Source organism: Paenirhizobium daejeonense, assembly GCF_014280875.1.
GTDB classification, from domain to species: Bacteria; Pseudomonadota; Alphaproteobacteria; order Rhizobiales; family Rhizobiaceae; genus Allorhizobium; species Allorhizobium daejeonense.
In genome coordinates this window covers 50,556-67,811 of the sequence record NZ_JACLAL010000003.1, presented here as the reverse complement: position 1 = coordinate 67,811, position 17,256 = coordinate 50,556, and the positions used below count along the sequence as shown (strand labels likewise).

Genomic DNA, 17,256 nt, shown 5'->3' with positions numbered 1-17,256 from the left:
ACCACACGGTGATGGGCTGTCGGCTGGGTTGCAGGCCGCGCGCATCGCATGCGTCTGGCAGCGCTGAGCGACCGGTTAACCGTCCGATGTGGAATTGAGAAGGCCTGCGCTCCAAGCGCTTGGCGAAAACTGTCATATCCCTGCCCTGCAGGGACTTTCGGCCGGTATCCGGCCACGGATCCATGGACCCGCTTGCATCCGCGATGAACGCGGTTCGTCCTGCGCACGTCATGTGCCCCATTCCCCATTTGTCACCATCCGCAACTTCATGCGCGGACTCCCGTCCCGGAACGATGAAATGGTTAGGCCGCAAATCTGAATGAATTGATAAAATGCGGATAAAATTCTTGGTTTCCGCAAGATAAACGACCACCGGCAACAATTCGCACCGCCGGCAGTCGAAACAAGCCATCGATCAGCGGTCGTCGGCCGCCATCGCGCCCAGAAGTTTCGGCAGATCGCCGAATCGCGCGACGAGACCGAAGATCAACGCCGCAACCACGACAAACAGGATTGTCACCGAGGCCATCGTCGGCGTGTAGCCATAGCGAAGCGCGTTGAAGATCTTGATCGGCAATGTCTCCATGGTGAAGCCGACCGTCATGTAGGCAACGATGTATTCGTTGAGCGACAGCACGAAGGCAAAGGCGTAACCGGACACCAGATAGGGCCGGATCAGCGGCAGGACGACGGTGCGGAACACCGTCTTGTCGTCGGCGCCCATGGTCGAGGCCGCCTCGACCAGGGAGCGGTCGATGGCCGAAAAGCCGAGCGAAAGCGTCACGAGCGGCAGCGTCACGAAGAAGATCGCGTGACCGATGACCGCCGTCCATGGCTGGCCGTAGAACCCCGTCGTCGCCCAGAAGGTCAGAAGACCGAGCGCCGTGATGACAGGCGGAAGCGTAAACGGCGCGATGCCGAGGATCTGGAAGATGTTTGCCCAGGGGGCGAGCCGGCGCCACAGGAACCATGCCAGCGGAAGCGCTATGACGACAGCAAGCGCCGCGGACGCGAGCGCCAGCCCGAGGGACGCGAAGAAGGCCGAACGCCAGCCGGCATCGGCGAAGATCGCCCCGTACCACGCAAGCGAAAAGCCCTGCGGCGGGAAGGTCAGGCTCTGCTTCTCGTTGACCGACACACCGGCGACGACGACGATCGGAGCGGCGAGGAAGATCGCGATCAGGACGAAATAGATCCGCGTCAGCACCTTGTTCATGCTGCCTCTCCCTTGCGTCCGATGAAGAGCGTGAGCGCCACCATGCCAAGCGTGACAAGCACCAGGAACACCGCCATGGCAGCGGCAAACGGCATGTTGGACTGGTAGATCGCCTGATCGGTGATCAGCACCGACAGCGTCCAGTGCTGCGGCCGGCCGAGGATCTGCGGCAGAAGATAGGAGCCGAGCGCGAAGATGAAGACCATGATCATCGTTGCGACGATGGTGTTGCGCAGCGCCGGCACAACCACGGTGAAGAAGGCGCGGATCGGCGACGCGCCGAGTGTCCGCGCGGCTTCCGTCAACGTCGGGTCGAGCCGCACCAGCGCGGGATAGAGAACCAGCACCGTATAGGGAAACGCCTGATAGGTCATACCGGTCAGCACCGCGCCGAAATTCGGCATCAGCGCCATGGGCTTTTCCATGAGGCCGATCATGACCAGCAGGTTCGTGATGCCGGCCGTGCGCGAAAACAGCGTCGACCATGCAAAGCCGATGATGACTTCCGAGAGCGACAGGATCGACAAAAGCGCGACCAGCCACACGACCTGCGCACGTCGCGACATGCGCGTCAGGAGATAGGTGAAGGGTATGCCAAGCACGACGCAGACCACCGCGACCGAGATCGCCAGCATCAGCGAGAAACCGAGAACGCCGGCAAAGAACGGGCTGATGAAGCGGGCGTAGTTGTCGAACACGAAGGCCGGCTCGTAAAAGCCGCCCTGCTGCCGCTTGAAGAAGCTGACGGCGATCATCGTGCCGAAGGGCACGACGAAGAACAGGATCAGCATGCCCGCCGGAAAGGCGAGCGGCGCATAGTCGAGCGCTTTTTGCGGGGGTTCGCGCCTCATGCTGGAAGCACCACGGCCGTCTGCGGATCGATCACCACGCCGACTTCCTGTCCGACGCTGACCACCGGCCGCTCGCGCGGCGTGGAAACCGCGATCACTTCGGAGCCTCGAACGTCGATGAATGTCTCGATGGTGCCGCCGAGATCGCGGATGAAGGTTACGCGCCCGGAAAGACGCCCCTCACCCGGAGCGGAAAGACGGACGTCTTCGGGACGAACCGAAAGGCTGCAGGCGCTCTGGCCACTGGCCGCGATGCCTTCGACCGGCTGGCCAAGCACAAGCGTGCGACCGCTTTCGATGGTCAGCGGCAGAAGATTGGTGGAGCCGATGAAGTCCGCGACGAAGCGGTCCGCCGGCTTGCGGTAGATCTCAATCGGGCTTGCCGCCTGACGGATCTTGCCGCCGTTCATCACCACGACTGTATCGGCCATGGTCATGGCCTCGCGCTGGTCGTGGGTCACGACGATGGTGGTGATGCCGAGCTGCTGCTGCAGCTTGCGCAGTTCAACCTGCATGGCCTCGCGCAGCTTGGCGTCAAGGGCGGAAAGCGGCTCGTCGAGCAGGAAGAGCTTGGGCGAGATGGCGAGCGCCCGGGCAATCGCCACGCGCTGCCGCTGGCCGCCGGAAAGCTTGGTCACGGGACGGTCGGCATAACCCGGCAGGTGGATCATGGCGAGCAGTTCCTCCACGCGCTTCACCTGCTCCTCGCGACCGATGCCGCGGATACGCAGCGGATAGGCGATGTTCTCGCCGACGGTGAGGTGCGGAAACAGCGCCAGCGACTGGAAGACCATGCCGAGATTACGCTTGTGTGTCGGGACCTGCGTGATGTCTTCGCCATCCAGCACGATCGATCCGCCGGTCGGAAGATCAAGGCCGGCAATCATCCTAAGCAGCGTGGTCTTGCCGCAGCCGGACGGGCCGAGCATGCAGACAAAAGTACCGTGCGGTACGTTCAATTGCACGTTGTCGACCGCCGTGAAGGGGCCGAATTGTTTCGTGACATCGTTGAGCGACAGTCCGGACATCATGTCTCCGCAAAAGTTCCGATGACAGTGGGGTGAAGGTCGCATGACCCTCACCCCACCTCAAGTGCTGGATTGGTTTTTCGTTCAGGCGTCGGTCAACCGACGATCAGTTCGGTCCACTTCTGGTTCAACCAGTCGGACTTGGTCTGATAGAGGTCGTAGCGCGGTGTGATCGGCTCGATGTCGGAAGACACGGCAGCGAATTCCTCGGCCGACAGGTCGAGCAGTTCGCGCTTGACGGTCGGGGCCGTGCCGACCTTGCGCGACAGCGTCGCCTGGATCGAAGGCTGGCACATGTAGTCGATGAAGATGTGCGCTTCTTCACTCTTGGTCGATGCGCGCGACAGGGCCCAGCAACCGGAATCCTGAATGCCGCCTTCCTTCGGGAAGGTCGAGCGAACCGGGTTGCCGTCAGCGGCAGCAAGGCCGGTGACGTCGTGGTAGTACTGGCCCATCGGGATTTCGCCCGACTTCAGCGCCTGTTCGAACTGGGCTTCGTCACGATACCACAGGCGAACGTTCGGCTTGACCTCGGCGAGCTTTTCGAAGGCCTTCAGGATGCCTTCCTCGGTGTCGAGCGCGTTGGTGCCGCCGAAGTGGGTCTTGGCCGTCACTTCCAGGAGGAAGGAGTTGGAGACCAGCGCCAGCAGGCCGAGCTTGTCTTCGTTTGCCGGATCCCACAGAGCGGACCAGGAGGTCGGGGCTTCCTTGTAGACGTCCGTGTTGGTGACGAGCGTGATGTACCACGCAACGGCGCCGATACCGGCAACGCGCCCGTCCGGATACTTGTTGACGAAACGGTCGATCAGGCCGGAAGCGTTCTTGATCTTGTTCATGTCGAGCGGCGTCCACAGTTCGGTGGACTGGCCCTTGAGCATGGAGACCTGCGAGATCATCGAAACGTCGGCGGGAGCCTGGCCGGCCTTTGCGGCCTGCTCGAGCTGCACCAGCCATGCTTCGCCGGTCGGCTCGGCCACGGATTCGACGGCGATACCGGTTGCCTTGGTGAATTCGGCAAAGATGTTCTTGTCGAAGGAATCCTTGAAGTAGCCACCATAGACGCCGACCTTCAGCGACTTGTCCTGGGCGCGCAGGATCGAGGGCATGGCGAGCATGCCGGCGCCGGCAAGCGAGCCGGCCAGCACGCCGCGGCGGCTGACGGAAGCGTTGAGGATGTTTTTCATGGTCCTGTTCCCTTGTCTTCGTTGCTTATGTCTTCGTTGGTTATCGTAAAGTCGAGCCCGGGACGCCTGATAGCGCCGCCCCGGGCAAAATGCCAGTTTCTCAACGGCCCTTGATTGCCGGACTATAGACCATGAGGCTCAGGATTTCGAAGAGAACCTGAGCGCCCGCATGGGCGGTATTGTTGGTCGCATCATACTGCGGAGCAACCTCGACGACGTCGCCGCCCACCAGATTGATGCCCTTGAGACCGCGGATGAGTTCGAGCACTTCACGCGAGGAAAGACCGCCGACTTCCGGCGTGCCGGTGCCGGGCGCAATGCTCGGATCGAGGCTGTCGACATCGAAGGAGAGATAGGTCGGGCCATCGCCGATGATCTTCTTCGCCTTCTCGATGATCGCCGGAATGCCGAGCCCGGTCACTTCCTCGGCATGGATGACGGTCATGCCGGAATCGTAGGAGAACTCCCACAGATATTCGGCCGGGCCGCGAATGCCGATCTGGATGGTGCGGGTCGGGTCCAGCACGCCGTCGAGCACTGCGTTGCGGAACGGACCACCATGGTGGAACTTGGTCTGGTCGAAGGCGCCGCCGGTATCGCAATGAGCGTCGATATGAATCATGCCAACAGGGCCGTGCTTCTTCGCGACAGCCTTCAGGATCGGATGGCTTATCGAGTGATCGCCACCGACGGAAAGCGGCAGCAAGCCGGCTTCGACGATCTTGGTGTGATGCTTCTCGATGTCCTCATGGCTGAGTTCCAGCCGGTAGCGGCTGGAGAACGGCACGTCGCCAATGTCGGCAACCTTGAGATCGAAGATCGGTGCGCATTCCAGAACGTGGTTGTACGGCCCGATACGGTCGATGGCGCGCAGCGCGCGAGGTCCGAAACGCGAACCCGGACGGTTGGACACGCCGAGGTCCATCGGCACGCCGACGATCCCTACCTGCAGGTCGCCGAAATCCGGCGCCGCCGGATCGATCGGGCGATGCGGCGCAGACAGGAAGGTCGGGATGCCGGCATAAGGCGCGGCGCGGGTGCCGTTGGAGAAGATCTTCTCGCCGACCTTGGCGAACTTCTCGTCGAAGATTTCGCCAGCATTGTCGTCACCATATTTGGCGCGCAGTTCCTGAAGTCGCTTTTCGTCGAAAGTCATTTCGTCTTTCACCCTTCTTGCCGACGCCCTGCGGAACAGGAGTTCCCGCCGCGGACGACTGTTTAAACGGCAGTTCCGGCGCCTGCCTCTATTGTAAGCATTAAGCCGCATGGGGGTAGAAAAGCAATTCACGATGTTATAGCAATCGCTGTGAGAAAAACTAACAAGCACCGAGACCATGTCCCACCGTCTGCCACCGCTCAATCCGCTGCGCGCCTTCGAGGCAGCCGCCAGACGCGGATCGATTTCGGCGGCAGCCCGCGAGCTGAACGTCACCCATGGCGCGGTCAGTCACCAGATCAAGACGCTTGAGGAAACGCTGAAGACGCAACTCTTCGAGCGCGGCGGCAAGCGGCTGAAGCTGACGCCGCAGGGAGCCTTGCTGCTGCCGGCGGTTTCAACGGCATTCGACGGCATCGCGGCCGCCACCGCGCTGATGAACCGGCCGACCACCAGCGGCAATCTCAGGATTTCCTGCGTGCCCGCCCTGCTCTCCCTCTGGCTGGTGCCACGCATGGGCAGCTTCAGCGAACAGTATCCGGATATCAGCCTGACGCTGACATCCAGCAATGACGCAAGCCTCATCCATTCGCCCGACATCGACATCGCCATTCTCTATGGACCGGGAAGCTGGCGCGACTGCTGGACACGGCTGTGGAGCACGCTGGACCTTTTCCCCGTCGCCTCGCCCTCGCTTCTGAATTCGCGACCGCTCAGGTCCGTGCGGGATCTGCGCGACCATGTGCTGCTGCACGGCGATAACGGACAGGAATGGAATACCTGGCTTGCCGCCGCCGACCAGCTCGACATGCCCCGCCACCGCGAGCATTTCATGAGCGATGCGAGACTTTCCACCGAAGCCGCGCGCCACGGCCAGGGCATCGCGCTTGGCGACAACATCACGGCTTCCAGCCTGATCGCCTCGGGTGAACTGATCATTCCCTTCGATCTCTCGGTGCCCGGCACCAACGCCTTCTATGTCGCCACGCGAAACGAGGTGCGCGCCGCCCCGATCGCCCGCGTCTTCATCGACTGGCTGTTCGAGACACTTGAAAGCGAGAAGGGTTCGCAGCCGCTGCCCTTGCCTCGCCCCGCTCACAGAGCGCGCAACATTCGGGCCGCGAATACCGGCACGGCGACAGGCACGGTAAAGCCGGAAAACGCCACCACCTTGTCAGGAACACGCAAGGCGACATCCGCCTCTGCAAGAAAGACCGCCACCAAGGCTTGAACCAACCGAACAAAGCATCAGGACTGCCGAAATCATCATGCCATCCGCATCGTTCAATTCTCTCGTTTCCCGCCTCTCCCCTCCGCCGGTGCCCTCCGTCTTTGCCTGGGCGCGCGCCTATGACGGCAGCCGCGGCCCGCTGATCGACCTGTCGCAGGCAGTCCCCGGCTATCCACCGCATCCGGACCTGCTGGCATGGCTCGGAGAGGCCGCATCCTCGCGCGGCTTTGCCGGCTACGGCCCGATTGAGGGCGAAACCGACCTGCGCAAGGTCTATGCCGAGGATGCTGCCGAAATCTATGGCGCAGCGATCGAAGCGCAGAACATCCACATCACCTCCGGCTGCAATCAGGCCTTCATGGCTGTGGCCATGGCGATTGCCGGTCCGGGCGACAAGGTGGCGCTGACCGAGCCCTTCTACTTCAACCAGGAAACCACGCTCGCCATGATGGACATCGAGCGGGTGCTGGTGCCGCTCGATCCGACAAAGGGCTTCGTGCCGGATCTCGATGCGGTGCGCGCGGCGCTGGCGAAGGGCATCAAGGCCATAGCGCTCGTCTCGCCGAACAACCCGACCGGCGCGATCTATCCCGCCAGCCTGCTGCGCGAAATCTTCGAGGCCTGCCGTCAGGCCGGCGTCTGGCTGATCCTCGACGAAACCTACCGGGACTTCCTGCCGGAAGGCGACAAGCCGCATGAACTCCTGTCCATTCCCGGCTGGGAGGACAACCTGATCCTGCTCTATTCCTTCTCCAAGTCCTTCTGCATTCCGGGTCATCGCCTCGGCGCCGTCACCGCCGGTCCGAAGGCCGTCGCGGAAATCGCCAAGGTGATGGACAACCTGCAGATCTGCGCACCGCGCGCGCCGCAGGCCGCCGTCGCCCGCGCCATTCCGGCGCTGCGCGACTGGCGCAACGGCAATCGCAAGGAAATCCTGAAGCGGGCGGATACGCTGAAGTCCGTCATGGCAAAGCTGCCGGACTGGAAGATGGATTCGCTCGGCGCCTATTTCGCCTTCATCCGCCACCCCTTCGAAGGCAAGCCTTCCGCGCTGGTGGCCGAGAAGCTCGCCCGCGAGGCCGGCGTCGTCTGCATTCCCGGAGCCTATTTCGGCGAGGCACAGGAAGGCTATCTTCGCTTTGCCTTCGCCAATGCGGACTCTGGAACGATCGAAGCCCTGACAGATCGCCTCTCCGGCTTCCGGCTTGACTAAAGCAATTCCAGCAAAAGTGTGAAGCGGTTTTGCGTCCGGAATTGCGTTAGAACAAAAGGGGTGAAGGATGAGCAAGAAACGGATCGCGATCATCGGTGGCGGGCCGGCAGGGCTGATGGCGGCGGACGAGCTCTCCCGCGCTGGCCATGCCGTCACCGTTTATGAGGCGATGCCGACCGTTGGCCGCAAGTTCCTTCTTGCAGGCAAATCCGGTCTCAACATCACCCATGCCGAACCTTACGAGCGTTTCGTCACCCGCTTCGGCGCGGCGAGCGAAAGGCTGCGGCCGGCGCTGGATGCCTTTACCCCGGATGACATCCGCAACTGGGCGGCAGCACTCGGCACGGAAACCTTCGTCGGCACCTCGGGCCGCGTCTTCCCAAAGGCAATGAAGGCCTCGCCGTTGCTGCGCGCCTGGCTGAAGCGGCTGGAAGCGCAGGGTGTCACGATCCTCACGAGGCATCGCTGGACGGGCTTCGACGGCGATGCTTATCGCATCGAGACGCCAAACGGCGAAAAGCGGATCGAGGCCGATGCCGTGCTTCTGGCGCTCGGCGGTGCAAGCTGGCCGAAGCTTGGCTCCGATGCCGGCTGGACGGCGTGGCTGCGCGAAAGGAACGTCGACATCCATGATTTCCGGCCGGCCAATTGCGGCTTCGACTGTGCATTCTCGCAAACCTTCCTCGAACGCTTCGCCGGAGAGCCGTTGAAATCCGTGACCGCGACGAGTGCCGCCGGCACCATTCCCGGCGAATTCGTCATCAGCCGCCACGGCATCGAGGGCAGCCTCGTCTATGCCCATGCTGCAGCGCTGCGCGAGGCGCTTGCCGCCACCGGCAAGGCAAGCCTCGTTCTCGATCTCGCCCCCGGCCGCACCGCGGAAAGACTGGCGCGCGATCTGGCGAGGCAGGACGCCAAGGCGAGCTTTTCCAATCGTCTGCGCAAGGCCACCGGCCTCGATGGCGTCAAGGCCGCTCTGTTGCGGGAACTCGCCCCCGACGCCAATCGTCTCGATGCGGAAGCGCTTGCCGGCCTCATCAAGGCGCTGCCCTTGCCCGTCACATCGCCACGCCCCATCGCCGAGGCCATTTCATCAGCCGGCGGTATTGCCTTCGACAGCATCGATGATCGTTTCATGCTGAAGGCGATGCCCGGAACCTTCGTTTCAGGCGAAATGCTCGACTGGGAGGCACCGACGGGAGGCTACCTGCTCACCGCCTGCCTCGCCACCGGCAAGGCCGCAGCATCCGGCATCAGGCAATGGCTTGACGAAACGGCAAGCTGATCTCCGCAAAAGCCGCTCTTGAAGAGGCGGTGGCTTCCCGCCATCTTGACGGACAAAAACCGCTATCAAGACAGAAACGGGCAGGGAAACACGTTCACCATGCAGCGCGAAACACCAGCCGGCAACGACCCGGTCGTCGTCATCGGTCACATCAACCATGACCGTGTCTGGCGGCTGAAGGAGCCGCTGCGCCCAGGCGGCCGCATCACCTGGATCGACCGCAACGTGCGGCTTGGCGGAGGCGGCTATTACACCGGCAGCATGTTGCTTGCGCTTGGCCGCAACGTCGAGCTTGTCTCCTCCCTTGTCGATGACGAGCATGGCCGAAAGGCGCTCGAAGAGCTTCAGAAAGCGGGTTTTGGCACCGGCCATATCACGATGCGCGACGGCGAGACGGAGTTCGCGGAAATCCTCCTAGACCCGGCAGGCGAACGCACGATCCTCGGCAGCACCAAGCGCATCGCCCGCAATTTCACGCTGGACCGACAGCTTCAGGCGAAAGCCTTCTACGTCAACGGCATGCAGCTTGCGGACACCGTCGTCGCTTCGCTCGACAAGGCGGCGCTGGTCGTTTCGCAATTTCCACTGCGGAACCCGACACCACGGCCTGCGGATATCATGGTCGGTTCCAGAGCCGATTTTCCGGGCCTGAGCCTTGCCGACATCTGGCAGGCGGCCTGCGCAATCGCCGGCGGCCGGCTGAAAGACCTGATGCTGACGGATGGCCCGAATGAAATCTGCGTTTATGACGGTCGCAACGAAACCCGCATCGGCGTACATGAGAAAGTCGTGACCGCCGACACCATCGGCGCGGGCGACTGCTTCAGCGGTGCGGTCCTGCATGAACTCCTGAACGGCATGCCGATCACCGATGCCGCCGCCTCCGCCTGCGAAAGAACCGCGGACTGGCTGCGCAACCGCGATGCGGCGACCGCCGTGACCGAAAGCACGCCCTGAGGAAACGGCTTCAGAAATTTTTCCGTTTCGATGGAACCTTGTCCGGGTTCGGGTGTTCGGGCTTTCGCAATGGAGTATGCGATGACCTACACACCGCCCACCTGGAACGAACCCGTCGAACTGAAACTTCAATGCGGCCTGACGAGAAGCTTCAAGGAAGCCTGTGACGCTCTCTATTTCCTTGAGGAGGAATGGCCTGTCCGCCATGGAGCCGCCTATCAACGCGCCAGACGCTGGTGCGGCATGGCGCTCGAAACGGACAAGGCGGCCGACATTGCCCGCAGGACCTTTATCGAAGCGGCCCGCAAGGCGGGTCTGCTGAATGAAAGTACCTTGCCGGAAACCGGAAACGATTGCCCCATGAAGCCGCACGCCTGACGCCCGGTCCGTAGTCGGGACCGGAACCGGGACTTGTCTCCGCGCGAACGAGCCCCTACCAATTCCACTGGCGGCGCACATCGATCCGCCGGTGGAAACGAGGGCGGCAAATCCTGACATGCAGATCCGGGCTCTGATCTATTTCGATGAACTGGTGCGCGCCCGCTCGATCCGCGCCGCCGCCGACAAGCTAAATATCCAGCCCACGGCCCTCTCCCGCCAGATCGACCAGCTCGAACATTACTTCGGAACCCCGCTCATCGAGCGTTCAAGCCGCGGAGTGCGGCTGACATCCGCCGGCGAACTGCTGGCCGCCCGCGCCGGCAAGACACTGAGGGAACTCGATCACGTACGTCAGCTGATCGACGATCTGGAAGGATTGAAGCGCGGCCACGTCAACATATTCGCAAGCGGCGCCACCGTCGCCAACCTGCTCGCCCCGGCGCTTGCCGATTTCAGCCTGAAGTACCCGAAGATCCGTTTCTCCGTAACCATCGCGTCCGCCCGCGCGGCCATCGAAGCCGTCGCCAATGCCGAGGCCGACATCGCCGTCACGCTGTTTTCCGAACCCGAACCGGGAACCAGGGTGCGCCTGCGCGCCGAGATCGTCTACGACGTCATCGCCGCCGCAGGCCATCCGGCGGCGGGCCATGCCGAGCTGACGGTTCCGCAACTGGCCGCCTATCCGCTCGCGGTGCCGGACCGCTCCTTCGGCGCGCGGCTCGCCTTCGACACGTTGTTCAAATCGGCCGGCGTCGCGCTCGATCCGGTCTTCGTCACCAGTTCGCTGGAGATGCAGAAGGAACTGGTGTTGCGGGGTGCAGCCGTAACCATGCTGCCAGCGCTGACCGTGCTGCGCGAATGCCGTGCCGGACAGCTCGTGGCGATCCCGATCGCCGGCAACAAGGGCATTCGGACGCCGATCGAGCTTTGCGTCGCCTCGGACCGCCAGCTTTCATTTGCCGCCGCCAAGCTGCTCGACGCCATAGACCGCTTCATGCGCGAGGTCATGCCCCGTGCGGCGGGCGCCCCAACGAAACAAGAGGGAGTGTAGCGATTTTCGATACACCGAGAACACAAAAAATCGCATTGTGTGCGCGCGAACGAGATGCCAGTATTTTTTGCACCGCGCCATCGGCTAAGCTGCCGAAACAGAACGAGCGCCAGGATGAGGGGAATTTCATGACCAATGCTTTGCTAGCCGTAAGGGTCGATGCCGGACGAAAAACCTTCCGACACTTCGCCCTTGGCCTTGCCGCGACCGCGGCCATCGTATTTTCCGGCTCCGCCTTTGCGACACAGAAAGACCTGACGCTCGGCATGACCATCGAGCCGACCGGCCTCGACCCGACGGTCGCGGCCCCCGTCGCCATCGGCCAGGTGACATGGCAGAACATTTTCGAGGGTCTCGTCACCATCGACCGTGACGGCAAGGTGCAGCCGCAGCTCGCCACCAGCTGGGACATTTCCGCAGACGGGCTGACCTACAGCTTTCACTTGGCCGAAGGTGTGAAATTCCACGATGGCGAAGCTTTCGATTCCTCCGTCGCCAAAGCTTCGCTGGAACGCGCCCGTGGCGCCGACAGCGTCAATCCGCAGAAACGCTTCTTCGCGGCCATCGACACCATCGAGACGCCCGATGCAGCAACGCTTGTCCTGAAGCTGAAGGAACCGGCCGGAAGCCTGCTCTACTGGCTCGGCTGGCCATCGTCCTCCATCGTCGGCACCAAGAGCGCCGCCGACGACAAGACCACGCCGATCGGCACCGGCCCCTTCAAGTTCGTCAACTGGGCCAAGGGCGACAAGGTCGAACTCGCGGCCAATCCGGACTACTGGAACAAGGACGTCGCGGTGAAGCTGGAAAAGGTCACCTTCCGCTTCATTTCCGACCCGCAGGCGCAGGCCGCCGCGCTGAAATCCGGCGATGTCGATGCCTTCCCGGAATTCGGCGCACCCGAACTGGTGGAAACCTTCAAGGACGACGCAAAGCTTGCGACCGTGATCGGCAACACCGAGCTCAAGGTCGTGGCCGGCATGAACAACGCCCGCAAGCCGTTCGACGACAAGCGCGTGCGTCAGGCGCTGATGATGGCGCTCGACCGCTCCGTCATCGTCGAGGGCGCCTGGTCGGGTTACGGCACGCCGATCGGCAGCCACTACACGCCGAACGACCGCGGCTACGTGGATCTCACCGGCACCTACCCTTACGATCCGGAAAAGGCCAAGGCGCTGCTGGCCGAGGCGGGCTATCCGAACGGCTTCAGCTTCACCATCAAGACGCCGCAGATGGCTTACGCCCCGCGCAGCGCCCAGGTGATGCAGGCGATGTTCGCAGAGATCGGCGTGACGATGAACATCGAACCGACCGAATTCCCGGCCAAATGGGTGCAGGACGTGCTGAAGGGCCGCGACTACGAAATGACCATCGTTGCCCATGCCGAGCCGATGGACATCGATATCTATGCCCGCGATCCCTACTACTTCAACTACAAGAACCCTGAATTCAACGACATCCTGAAGAAGGTCGAGGCGACCTCCGACACCGTCGAACAGGACAAGCTCTACGGAGAAGCCCAGAAGATCCTCGCCGAGGACGTTCCGGCGCTCTTCCTCTTCGTCATGCCGAAGCTCGGCATATGGGACAAGAAGCTGAAGGGTTTGTGGGAAAACGAACCGATCCCGTCCAACGTGCTGACCGAGGTCTATTGGGAAGAGTGAGCACCGAAGCTCACCGCTCTCCAATCCTCGGGCTTCTTACGAGACAGGCCATGAGCATGCTACCCCCCTCTGCCCTGCCGGGCATCTCCCCCTCAAGGGGGGAGATCGCGCGTGTTGATCGTCGGGCACATCGATCAGCGGCTGATCGGACGGCGTCACCATACCGTTGGCCAGGCAGGCAGGAGACCGGAAGTGAACGACAGCATGATGGGAGCGCTCCCCTATGCTGACACTTCTCGCCCGCCGCATCGCCGGCCTCGTCATGACACTTTTTGCTGTTTCGGCCCTGATCTTCCTCGTCATGGATATCCTGCCCGGGGACCCCGCCTCGATCATGCTCGGCATGTCCGCGAGCCCCGACACGCTGGCGGCGCTACGCCATGAACTCGGTCTCGACCAGCCGCTCGTCATCCGCTATCTGCAATGGCTGGCCGGCGTGGCGACGGGCGATCTCGGGAAATCCTATACCTATGGCGTTCCGGTTGCCGGCCTGATTGCCGAACGGCTTGTCGTGACACTACCGCTGGCGTTGATGGCGATCCTGATCTCCGTTGCCATCGCCATTCCGCTCGGCGTGGTTTCCGCCAGCCGGCGCAATTCCGCGGTCGATTACGCCGGCGGCTTCGTTTCCCAGCTTTTCATTGCCGTTCCAGGTTTCTGGGTGGCGCTGCTGCTGATCCTCGCCTTCTCGATGAGCCTCGGCTGGCTGCCGGCCGGCGGCTTTCCCGGCTGGCAGGCGGGGCTCATTGCCGGTCTGGAAGCCCTTCTTCTGCCCGCCGTGGCGCTGGCGCTGCAACAGGCGGGTGTTCTCACACGCGTCACCCGCTCCTCGGTGCTGGAAGTCCTGAACGAGGATTTCGTCCGCACGGCGCGCGCCAAGGGCCTCTCCCGCCGCGCCGCGCTCTGGCGTCACGCGGTGCGCAACGCGCTGGTGCCGGTCGCGACCATTCTCGGGCTGCAATTCACCTTCCTGATCGCCGGTGCCGTGCTGATCGAGAACGTCTTCAACCTGCCGGGGCTCGGACGGCTGGCGCTTCAGGCACTCTCCCAGCGGGATATCATCGTGCTGCAGGATGTGGTCCTGTTCTTCGCCGCCCTCGTCATCACAATGAATTTCCTGGTCGATCTATCCTACCTGCTGCTCGACCCTCGCTTGCGGGGGCGCAGCCGATGACCGCCTCAACGCCTGTATCCGTTCGTCCTCGCCCCTGGCTCGCCTTTCGCCGTCCGAACCTTGCGATCGGCGCGACGATCATCGTGTCTCTCGTGGCCATCGCCCTCGTCTCGCTGGTCTGGACGCCCCTGCCGCCAGCGAAGATGCAGATCATCCACAAGCTGAAGGCGCCGCTCGTCCATGGCCTCGCCGGCACCGACCAGTTCGGCCGCGACATCGCCTCCATGCTGATGGTCGGCGCGTGGAACTCTCTGTCCACCTCGGCCGCGGCCGTCGCCATCGGCGCTTCGCTCGGCACGCTCCTCGGCGTCATCGCCGCCGCCCGACGCGGCCTGACGGAAGCTTTCGTGATGCGCGTGAGCGACGTGATCTTCGCCGTGCCGCCGATCCTATCCGCCATGATGCTTGGCGCGCTGATCGGCACCGGGCGCTTTACCGCGATCACCGCGATTGCCGTCTTCATGGTTCCGGTCTTCGCCCGCGTGACTGCGGGTGCCGCCCTGCAGATCTGGTCGCGCGACTACGTGCTCGCCGCACGCGGGGCCGGCAAGGGCGGCGTTCTCATCACCGTCGAACATGTGCTGCCGAATATCGCCAACCAGATCATCGTGCAGGTGACGATCCAGCTCGGCCTTGCGATCCTGACCGAAGCGGGACTGAGCTTCCTCGGCCTCGGCATGCCGCCGCCAGCCCCGACTTGGGGCCGCATGCTGGCGGATGCCCAGACTTATCTGGCCACCGCTCCCTGGCTTGCCATCATGCCGGGTCTGGCGATTGCGCTTTCCGTCTTCGGCTTCAATATGCTGGGCGACGGATTGCGGGATTTTCTCGACCCTCGCGAAAAGGGGCGCGCATGACCGGGGCTCCGCTTCTCTCCGTCCGCGATCTCGCCATTTCCATCCGCATGGCCGATGGCAGCCTGACCCCCATCGTGACGGATGTCGCCTTCGATCTCGAGGCCGGTGAAAGCCTTGGCGTGGTTGGCGAAAGCGGCTCGGGCAAATCGCTCCTGTCGCTCGCCATCATGGGCCTTCTGCCGGGTGTGGCGGAAGCGACGGGCACCATCGCGTTTGAAGGCGAAAACCTGCTGACGGCATCGGAAGACCGCCTCTGCCATATCAGGGGCAACCGGATCGGCATGATATTCCAGGAGCCGATGACAGCGCTCAATCCGGCCATGACCATTGGCGACCAGATCGCAGAGGGGCTCGTCTGGCACCGGGGCATGTCATGGCGCGATGCCCGCGGCCAAGCCGTCGACCTGCTCGATCAGGTGCGCATTCCCGATGCGGCGCGGCGCGCAAAGACCTATCCGCACGAAATGTCCGGCGGGCAACGCCAGAGGGTCGGCATCGCCATCGCGCTTGCCTTGAAACCCGCGCTGATGATCGCCGACGAACCGACCACGGCGCTCGATGTTACCGTGCAGGCGGAAGTGCTCGACATTCTCGACGATCTCGCCCGCGAGCATGGCATGGCGCTGATCCTCGTCAGCCACGACCTCGGCGTCATCGCCCGCATGTGCCGGCGCACCATCGTCATGTATGCCGGCCGCCGGATGGAGGAAGGCGGCACCCGCGAAGTGCTGACCGAGCCGCGCAATCCCTATACCCGCGGGCTGATCCGGGCCATTCCAAGACGAGTGACGGATAGCGGTCGCCTTGAGACCATTCGCGGCACAGTGCCCGGCTTCAACAGGCTGCCCGCCGGTTGCGTCTTCTCCGACCGCTGTCCCGAGCGCATCGACGCCTGTCATAGTGCCGAACCGGGCTGGACCTACTTCGATAACAACCGCGGCGTCCGCTGCATCCGGGCGATGGAGGAAGGAAACCGATGAGCAAGTCTCCCCTCCTCGATATCCGCGCACTCTCCCGCGACTATGTCAGCCATTCGCTGGTCGGCGCGTCGCACAGCACGAGGGCGCTCGACGAGGTGTCGCTTGCGGTCGATGGCGGCGAGATCGTCGGCATTGTCGGCGAGAGCGGTTGCGGGAAATCGACGCTTGCCCGGCTGGTGGCGGCGCTCGACAGGCCGACATCGGGCCATGTGCTGTTCGATGGCGACGACCTGTTCTCGCTTCGCCCGAAGGATCTCACGCGCAAGCGCGAGAATTTCCAGATGGTGTTTCAGGACCCGTTCGGATCGCTCGATCCGCGCCAGAAGGTCGAGCGCATCGTCGCCGAACCGCTGCATGTTCTGGCAAGACGGCCAAGCCGCGCGGAAATCCGCGAGAAGGTGGCCGAGATGCTGGAAAGCGTCGGACTGCAGGCGGCCCATGCCGGGCGTTATCCGCATGAATTCTCAGGTGGCCAGCGCCAGCGCATCGCGATTGCCCGTGCCCTTATCACCGAGCCGAAGCTGGTGATCGCCGACGAGGCGGTCTCGGCACTCGACCTTTCGGTACAGGCGCAGGTGCTCAACCTGCTGATGGACCTGCGCGAGAAGCGCGGCGTGAGCTTTCTGTTCATCACCCACAACCTCGCCGTCGTCGACTGCATCGCCGACCGGGTCGGTGTCATGTATCGCGGCAGGCTGGTGGAGACAGGGCCGGCGCACAATGTCTTCGAACGGCCGTTTCATCCTTATACGAGAGTGCTGGCCGAGGCCGAACCGAGCATCGAGCGTTTCGGCCGTCCGACAGCATCCGAACGCTCGCCCCCGCCGCTTGGCTCCGCCGAGGCTGGCGGCTGCACCTTTCGCAACCGCTGTCCGCTGGCCATGCCCCGCTGCGCCGCCGAGCGGCCGGAACTGCGTACGATCGCGCCGGGACGGCAAGCCGCCTGCCATCGTGCGGAAGACATGGGCGCGGAAGATATTGCCGGAAACGGAAACTGAACCACCAGACGATTTTTGAAGGCAGAAGGC

At 63.2% G+C, this 17,256-nt stretch carries 16 protein-coding genes; 11 read left to right on the top strand and 5 right to left on the bottom strand.

Annotated elements, in window-relative coordinates; all coding sequences use genetic code 11:
• Positions 1-415 precede the first annotated feature (415 nt).
• The 5 genes from H4I99_RS07240 to speB all read right to left on the bottom strand — a co-directional run bounded on the left by H4I99_RS07240 (position 416) and on the right by speB (position 5,435).
• Positions 416-1,216: an ABC transporter permease gene (locus tag H4I99_RS07240; protein ID WP_099059023.1), complete on the bottom strand. Its 801-nt coding sequence runs from the start codon at positions 1,214-1,216 to the stop codon at positions 416-418.
• Positions 1,213-2,067, bottom strand: a complete 855-nt coding sequence (locus H4I99_RS07235; RefSeq protein WP_163901238.1) for an ABC transporter permease — start codon at positions 2,065-2,067, stop codon at positions 1,213-1,215. The genes H4I99_RS07240 and H4I99_RS07235 overlap by 4 nt, the downstream gene beginning before the upstream one ends.
• Entirely contained in the window at positions 2,064-3,095 is a 1,032-nt protein-coding gene (locus H4I99_RS07230) for an ABC transporter ATP-binding protein (protein ID WP_099059025.1), read from the bottom strand. Before H4I99_RS07230 ends, H4I99_RS07235 begins: the two co-directional genes overlap by 4 nt.
• Positions 3,096-3,190: 95 nt before the next feature.
• On the bottom strand, positions 3,191-4,279 hold the full coding sequence (locus tag H4I99_RS07225; RefSeq protein ID WP_163901240.1) for an ABC transporter substrate-binding protein: 1,089 nt from the start codon (positions 4,277-4,279) through the stop codon (positions 3,191-3,193).
• A 100-nt stretch (positions 4,280-4,379) separates the two neighbouring features.
• The gene (speB, locus tag H4I99_RS07220) at positions 4,380-5,435 is read right to left on the bottom strand and encodes an agmatinase (protein WP_163901242.1); all 1,056 of its coding nucleotides are present in this window, start codon (positions 5,433-5,435) and stop codon (positions 4,380-4,382) included.
• Between the two features lie 178 nt (positions 5,436-5,613).
• On the opposite strand from speB, the gene H4I99_RS07215 reads away from it, so the two are divergent.
• The 11 genes from H4I99_RS07215 (at position 5,614) to H4I99_RS07165 (ending at position 17,226) form a co-directional block, all read left to right on the top strand.
• Complete coding sequence (locus tag H4I99_RS07215; protein ID WP_163901265.1) at positions 5,614-6,666, top strand: LysR substrate-binding domain-containing protein; 1,053 nt, start codon at positions 5,614-5,616, stop codon at positions 6,664-6,666.
• A 37-nt stretch (positions 6,667-6,703) separates the two neighbouring features.
• Positions 6,704-7,879: an aminotransferase gene (locus tag H4I99_RS07210; RefSeq protein WP_163901267.1), complete on the top strand. Its 1,176-nt coding sequence runs from the start codon at positions 6,704-6,706 to the stop codon at positions 7,877-7,879.
• Positions 7,880-7,946: 67 nt separating this feature from the next.
• Positions 7,947-9,164 carry a TIGR03862 family flavoprotein gene (locus H4I99_RS07205; protein WP_163901269.1) on the top strand — a complete coding sequence of 406 codons (1,218 nt, stop codon included), beginning with the start codon at positions 7,947-7,949 and terminating at the stop codon, positions 9,162-9,164.
• 99 nt (positions 9,165-9,263) lie between these two features.
• A complete protein-coding gene (locus H4I99_RS07200; RefSeq protein WP_163901271.1) occupies positions 9,264-10,121 on the top strand; it encodes a PfkB family carbohydrate kinase in 858 nt (285 codons plus the stop codon).
• A gap of 81 nt (positions 10,122-10,202) precedes the next feature.
• Positions 10,203-10,499: a DUF982 domain-containing protein gene (locus H4I99_RS07195; RefSeq protein WP_163901273.1), complete on the top strand. Its 297-nt coding sequence runs from the start codon at positions 10,203-10,205 to the stop codon at positions 10,497-10,499.
• A gap of 118 nt (positions 10,500-10,617) precedes the next feature.
• A complete protein-coding gene (locus H4I99_RS07190; protein ID WP_163901275.1) occupies positions 10,618-11,553 on the top strand; it encodes a LysR family transcriptional regulator in 936 nt (311 codons plus the stop codon).
• Between the two features lie 128 nt (positions 11,554-11,681).
• Positions 11,682-13,217 carry an ABC transporter substrate-binding protein gene (locus tag H4I99_RS07185; protein ID WP_163901277.1) on the top strand — a complete coding sequence of 512 codons (1,536 nt, stop codon included), beginning with the start codon at positions 11,682-11,684 and terminating at the stop codon, positions 13,215-13,217.
• A 223-nt stretch (positions 13,218-13,440) separates the two neighbouring features.
• Positions 13,441-14,391 carry an ABC transporter permease gene (locus H4I99_RS07180; protein ID WP_163901279.1) on the top strand — a complete coding sequence of 317 codons (951 nt, stop codon included), beginning with the start codon at positions 13,441-13,443 and terminating at the stop codon, positions 14,389-14,391.
• A complete protein-coding gene (locus H4I99_RS07175; RefSeq protein WP_163901281.1) occupies positions 14,388-15,248 on the top strand; it encodes an ABC transporter permease in 861 nt (286 codons plus the stop codon). Before H4I99_RS07180 ends, H4I99_RS07175 begins: the two co-directional genes overlap by 4 nt.
• Positions 15,245-16,228: an ABC transporter ATP-binding protein gene (locus H4I99_RS07170; RefSeq protein ID WP_163901283.1), complete on the top strand. Its 984-nt coding sequence runs from the start codon at positions 15,245-15,247 to the stop codon at positions 16,226-16,228. Before H4I99_RS07175 ends, H4I99_RS07170 begins: the two co-directional genes overlap by 4 nt.
• Positions 16,225-17,226 carry an ABC transporter ATP-binding protein gene (locus H4I99_RS07165; RefSeq protein ID WP_163901285.1) on the top strand — a complete coding sequence of 334 codons (1,002 nt, stop codon included), beginning with the start codon at positions 16,225-16,227 and terminating at the stop codon, positions 17,224-17,226. Before H4I99_RS07170 ends, H4I99_RS07165 begins: the two co-directional genes overlap by 4 nt.
• Positions 17,227-17,256 lie beyond the last annotated feature (30 nt).

Excerpts from the sequence above, each read along its gene's own strand:
- H4I99_RS07215 (WP_163901265.1), top strand. The coding sequence starts at position 5,614 with ATGTCCCACCGTCTGCCACCGCTCAATCCGCTGCGCGCCTTCGAGGCA.
- H4I99_RS07235 (WP_163901238.1), bottom strand. The coding sequence starts at position 2,067 with ATGAGGCGCGAACCCCCGCAAAAAGCGCTCGACTATGCGCCGCTCGCC.
- H4I99_RS07180 (WP_163901279.1), top strand. The coding sequence starts at position 13,441 with ATGCTGACACTTCTCGCCCGCCGCATCGCCGGCCTCGTCATGACACTT.
- H4I99_RS07240 (WP_099059023.1), bottom strand. The coding sequence starts at position 1,216 with ATGAACAAGGTGCTGACGCGGATCTATTTCGTCCTGATCGCGATCTTC.
- speB (WP_163901242.1), bottom strand. The coding sequence starts at position 5,435 with ATGACTTTCGACGAAAAGCGACTTCAGGAACTGCGCGCCAAATATGGT.
- H4I99_RS07165 (WP_163901285.1), top strand. The coding sequence starts at position 16,225 with ATGAGCAAGTCTCCCCTCCTCGATATCCGCGCACTCTCCCGCGACTAT.
- H4I99_RS07195 (WP_163901273.1), top strand. The coding sequence starts at position 10,203 with ATGACCTACACACCGCCCACCTGGAACGAACCCGTCGAACTGAAACTT.
- H4I99_RS07205 (WP_163901269.1), top strand. The coding sequence starts at position 7,947 with ATGAGCAAGAAACGGATCGCGATCATCGGTGGCGGGCCGGCAGGGCTG.
- H4I99_RS07225 (WP_163901240.1), bottom strand. The coding sequence starts at position 4,279 with ATGAAAAACATCCTCAACGCTTCCGTCAGCCGCCGCGGCGTGCTGGCC.
- H4I99_RS07190 (WP_163901275.1), top strand. The coding sequence starts at position 10,618 with ATGCAGATCCGGGCTCTGATCTATTTCGATGAACTGGTGCGCGCCCGC.
- H4I99_RS07170 (WP_163901283.1), top strand. The coding sequence starts at position 15,245 with ATGACCGGGGCTCCGCTTCTCTCCGTCCGCGATCTCGCCATTTCCATC.
- H4I99_RS07175 (WP_163901281.1), top strand. The coding sequence starts at position 14,388 with ATGACCGCCTCAACGCCTGTATCCGTTCGTCCTCGCCCCTGGCTCGCC.
- H4I99_RS07200 (WP_163901271.1), top strand. The coding sequence starts at position 9,264 with ATGCAGCGCGAAACACCAGCCGGCAACGACCCGGTCGTCGTCATCGGT.
- H4I99_RS07210 (WP_163901267.1), top strand. The coding sequence starts at position 6,704 with ATGCCATCCGCATCGTTCAATTCTCTCGTTTCCCGCCTCTCCCCTCCG.
- H4I99_RS07185 (WP_163901277.1), top strand. The coding sequence starts at position 11,682 with ATGACCAATGCTTTGCTAGCCGTAAGGGTCGATGCCGGACGAAAAACC.
- H4I99_RS07230 (WP_099059025.1), bottom strand. The coding sequence starts at position 3,095 with ATGTCCGGACTGTCGCTCAACGATGTCACGAAACAATTCGGCCCCTTC.